The sequence below is a fragment of the Mesorhizobium sp. M7A.F.Ca.MR.362.00.0.0 genome, assembly GCF_004023175.1.
Lineage (GTDB): Bacteria > Pseudomonadota > Alphaproteobacteria > Rhizobiales > Rhizobiaceae > Mesorhizobium.
In genome coordinates, this window is record NZ_RZTF01000472.1 from 1 (window position 1) to 4,415 (window position 4,415).

2 protein-coding genes and 2 pseudogenes are annotated in these 4,415 nt (G+C 63.1%); 2 read left to right on the forward strand and 2 right to left on the reverse strand.

Going from position 1 to position 4,415, the window contains the following annotated elements; genetic code table 11:
• Together EOC06_RS33255 and EOC06_RS33260 are read right to left on the reverse strand one after the other, a co-directional pair.
• Positions 1 to 317: pseudogene (locus EOC06_RS33255) on the reverse strand (MFS transporter); the annotation flags it as partial.
• 147 nt (positions 318 to 464) lie between these two features.
• Positions 465 to 2,129 carry a Na/Pi cotransporter family protein gene (locus tag EOC06_RS33260; protein WP_127322913.1) on the reverse strand — a complete coding sequence of 555 codons (1,665 nt, stop codon included), beginning with the start codon at positions 2,127 to 2,129 and terminating at the stop codon, positions 465 to 467.
• 388 nt (positions 2,130 to 2,517) lie between these two features.
• Here EOC06_RS33260 and EOC06_RS33265 point away from each other — a divergent pair, with 388 nt between their 5' ends.
• Together EOC06_RS33265 and dnaG are read left to right on the forward strand one after the other, a co-directional pair.
• Positions 2,518 to 2,898 (forward strand): RcnB family protein, encoded by a 381-nt coding sequence (locus EOC06_RS33265; protein WP_127270906.1) that lies wholly within the window; start codon positions 2,518 to 2,520, stop codon positions 2,896 to 2,898.
• A gap of 136 nt (positions 2,899 to 3,034) precedes the next feature.
• A pseudogene (gene dnaG / locus EOC06_RS33270) lies at positions 3,035 to 4,415 on the forward strand (DNA primase); the annotation flags it as partial.

Here is a 4,415-nt window from a genome sequence, read left to right on the forward strand (position 1 = left end):
AGACAGGATGACGGCGACAGCCATGCCGCGCTGGTCCTCGCGCACGAGACCGACGGCGACGACCATGGCGACGCCGAAATAGGCGCCATGCGCGACCGCCACGGCAATGCGCAACAGTAGCATCGAGGTGAAGTCGGGCGCCAGCGCGCAAGCCGCCTGGCCGATGGTGAAGGCGATGGCGAGGCCGAGCAGCAGGCTCTTGCGCGACAGCGACTTGGTGGCGAGCGCCAGCAGTGGACCGCCGATGGCGATGCCGCAGGCATAGCCGGGCCGAAGGCAAAGGCGGCGATGAACAGCGCAATGAGCGGAAGCGACATGGGGAAGCCTTAGCTGGAACGGCCTCAAACCACGGATGAGCGTCGCGGGCAATCCAGAAATTTTTGTCGCGAGTTTAGGTTTTCTTCAGTGGGGGCGCGAGGCGATGAAGCGCCAATCTCCCTCACGAGGGGGAGATCGGCTGCTTCTCAGCTCGCCTTCAACCTGGATCCAGTCAGCAGACCGCGCTCTTCGAGCACCGGATAGGCCATCGAGGCCAGCAGCGAATTGATCTGCTTCAGGTCGCGGATGGTGTCGAGATGGATCGAGCTGGTCTCGACGCTCTTGGCAGTGCCGTCGCGCAGGCGCACGAAATGGCTGGCGCTGGTTTCTTTTTCGCGGTCGCGAAGCCGGTCTTTTTCCAGCACCAACTGGCGGGCGGTCTCGGGATCGCGCGACACCAGAACGTTGAAGGCAAGCCGCGCATTGGCCAGCACCGAGCTATGGAAGGCGCACAGCTCGGCCCAGCCCTCGTCGGTGAATTCCAGTCCGCGCTCGAACTTCTTTTTCACATGCACCAGCATGTTGCGCACGATGATGTCGCCGACCTGCTCCAGCTTGACGCAGGCGCCGATCAGCTCCTGGCAGCGCAGCGCCTCGTCCTCGGTCAGCGCGTTCCTGGTCAACTTGGCGAGGTAGAGCTTGATCGCGGCGTGCTTGCGGTCGACGCGGTCGTCGAGTGCGGCCAGCGCTTTAATCTTGTCGGCGTCGGCGCTTTCATAGAGTTCGATGATGCGCTTGAGCATGATCTCGATCGTCTCGCAGACCCGCACCACCTCGCGGGTGGCATTGGCAAGCGCCTGGCTCGGCACGTCGAGCGCGCTTTCGTTGAGCGCGGACAGCTCGACGACGTCAAGCGAGGCGGCCGGCACGGGCTTGGTGCCAAGTGCGACGATCTTCTCCGAAGCGCGGTAGACAAACCCTGCCAGCGGCAGGCCGGCGAGCAGGATCAGCACATTGAACAGGATGTGGGCATTGACGATCTGGTCCGCCGCCGTCGAACCGAGAAAGGCGAAGTGCGGCCTGAAGATCATGACCAGGATCAGCATGACAAGCGAACCAAGCCCGCGCATCAGGAGGTTGCCGATCGGCACGACGCGCACCTCGGGGCTCGACGAGCGGGTCAGCATCGGCGCGATGATCGAGGAGCCGAGATTGACGCCGAGGATAAGAACAACGCCGAGTTCAGGCGTGATCAGGCCGCGGCCCGCCAGCGTCGCCATCAACAGCACCGCCGCGATGCTCGACTGGAACAGCCAGGTGATCAGCGCCGCCAGCAGATAGGCGGTGATGGAATCGGTCGAGAAGTAGTTGATGATGACCGGCATGAGCTGGCTGTTGCGCAGCGGCTCAGACGCCTGGCCGATCATCTCCAGCGACAGGATCAAAAGGCCGATGCCGACCAGAATGCGGCCGGTCTGGCGCCAGTCGCGCCGCTCGGTGGCCATGAACATGACCGTGCCGGTGATCAGGCACAGCGGCACCAGCAAGGTGAGGTCGAAGGTCAGCAGCTTGACCACCAGCGCAGAGCCGATCTCGGCGCCGCGCACTGCCAATTGGCCCGCGGCGCCCGAGACGATGCCAGAGCCGGCGAAGGAGCCGACCAGCAGCGTGACGGCGGTGGAGCTTTGCAGGGCGATGGCAAGGCCGGTGCCGGCCAGCACCGCCATGATCGGATTGCGCATGGTGGCGCGCAGGCGATGGCGCAGCACGTCGCCATAGGCGCGTTCGACGCCGGTCTTCACCATGCGGGTGGCAAACAGCATCAGCGCCACGGCGCCGGCCAGATGCAGAAGGACGACGGACCCGCTCATTTCGTCCCCCGCATGCAAACAGGATGCGCGTCCTGTTTGGCGTGGCGATCAGAAGGGAAAACGAGGGTACGAATCATGTTCATGGCGGTGGCTTATAATAGCTCGAATATTTTAGCCGGATAATAAAATCTTGTCGATTTCAAGGGCCGTTGCAGCGCGACGGGCGGTGTCGGAAAATGGACGGACGCGCAAATGGTTGCATTGCGGGGCGGGCGCGAAGCAACGGATAGGCCGAGTTAGCAGCGCGACAGACTCCTGACCTTTGCGATTATGTTCAGCTCTATCGGGTAAGTCAAGGAATTCATTACGCAATTGTAATGCAGGTGTTCAGTTTCGGTTCATCGGTGGCCCGCTATTCCTCTGGCATCGCCAACCAAGGAGACTTCTCTTGAAACGCATTGTCCTTTCCGCACTCGCTTTCTCGATGCTGGCCGCTACGTCGCTCACCGGCCAAGCCGCACCGCTGAACGCACCGAACGCTCCGCAGTCGAACTACAGCCAGGTCGACTGGCAAAAGCCCACCAACAGGGATGTCAAGAAGCGCTTCATCCAGAAGCGCGTCATCCATAAGAAGGTCATCGTAAAGCGCAACAACTGGCGCAACGGCCACAAATATTCAGGCTGGAGACAGCACCAGCCGATCCGCGACTACGGCCGCTACGGCCTGCATCGTCCCGGCCGCGGCCAGGAATGGATCCGCGTCGGCAACGACTATGTGTTGGTCGGTGTGCTCTCCGGCGTCATTTTCGGCGCGCTTGCCGCGCACTGATCGCTCCCCAGGCGGATATTGGAAAGAGGCGGCCCGCAACGGCCGCCTCTTTTGCCTGTGGAAACCGGGTATGGCCCGCATTAAGGGTCGTCGGAATTCGCGGGTATGATTATATAATCGGGAAACGAGTTCCCCGATGCGCTTTCCACCCGCCTTCCTCGACGAGATACGCGACCGCGTGCCGATTTCATCGGTGATCGGCCAGCGCGTTGCGTGGGACAGGAAGAAAACCAACGCGCCGCGCGGCGACTATTGGGCGTGCTGCCCGTTTCATGGCGAGAAGAGCCCGTCCTTCCACTGCGAGGACAAAAAGGGCCGCTACCACTGTTTCGGCTGTTCGGTTTCGGGCGATCATTTCAAGTTCCTCACTGAACTCGACGGGATGAGCTTTCCCGAAGCGGTCGAAAAGATCGCCGACATGGCCGGTGTGCCGATGCCGGTTCGCGATGCGCAGGAGGAGCGGCGCGAAAAGGAACGCGCCAGCCTGACAGACGTCATGGAGATGGCCACCACCTTCTTCCAGGAACGGCTGCAGGGGCCGGAAGGCGCCAAGGCGCGTGCCTATCTGCGCGACCGCGGACTGACGCCGGCGACGCAGCAATCGTTCCGGCTCGGTTTTGCGCCCGACAGCCGCAATGCGCTGAAGGAGCATCTCGCCGCCAAGGGCGTGCCCAAAGCCGACATCGAGGCTTGTGGACTGGTACGCCACGGCGACGACATCCCGGTTTCCTATGACTGGTTCCGTGACCGCATCATGTTCCCGATTCCGGATTCCCGGGGCAAGATCATCGCCTTCGGCGGCCGTGCTTTGCAGCCGGACGCGCTGGCCAAATACATGAACTCGCCTGACACCGAGCTCTTCCACAAGGGCAACGTACTCTATAATTTCGCCCGCGCCCGCAAGGCCTTGGCCAAGGGCGGCACGGTCATCGCCGTCGAAGGCTATATGGACGTGATCGCGCTGGCGCAGGCCGGCTTCGAGAATGTCGTGGCGCCGCTCGGCACCGCGCTTACCGAGAACCAGCTCGAACTGCTCTGGCGCATGGCGCCGGAGCCGATGCTGTGCTTCGACGGCGACAAGGCCGGGCTTAAGGGCAGCGTGGCGGGCCGCCGATATGGCGCTGCCATCTGTGCAGGCCGGCCGTTCGGCGCGCTTCGCGCTGCTGCCGGAAGGCAAGGATCCCGACGATCTGGTCAAGGCCGAAGGACCGGATGCGTTTCGTAGCGTTCTGGCCGAGGCGCGGCCGCTGGTCGACCTTTTGTGGATGCGTGAGACGGCGGGCGGAGCTGACCAGCCGCATCCGCGACGAAAGCCTGCGCTACCACTACCAGCAGGAGATGCGCGAGCGTGTGCTGAGCTTCTTCGGCTCGCAGCGCAGTGGGCGTCAAGGTCGGCAGGACTGGAAACAGGGCCAGGGCAAGACGGCCGCGCCCGGCGGGCAGTTCGCCAAAGGCGGTGGCGGCCGCATTGCGATCACCGAAAGCCTCGGCCAGTCGGCTTTGGTCAAACGCGGCGG

Coding starts and splice junctions, on each gene's coding strand:
- EOC06_RS33260 (WP_127322913.1), bottom strand. CDS start 2,129: ATGAGCGGGTCCGTCGTCCTTCTGCATCTGGCCGGCGCCGTGGCGCTG.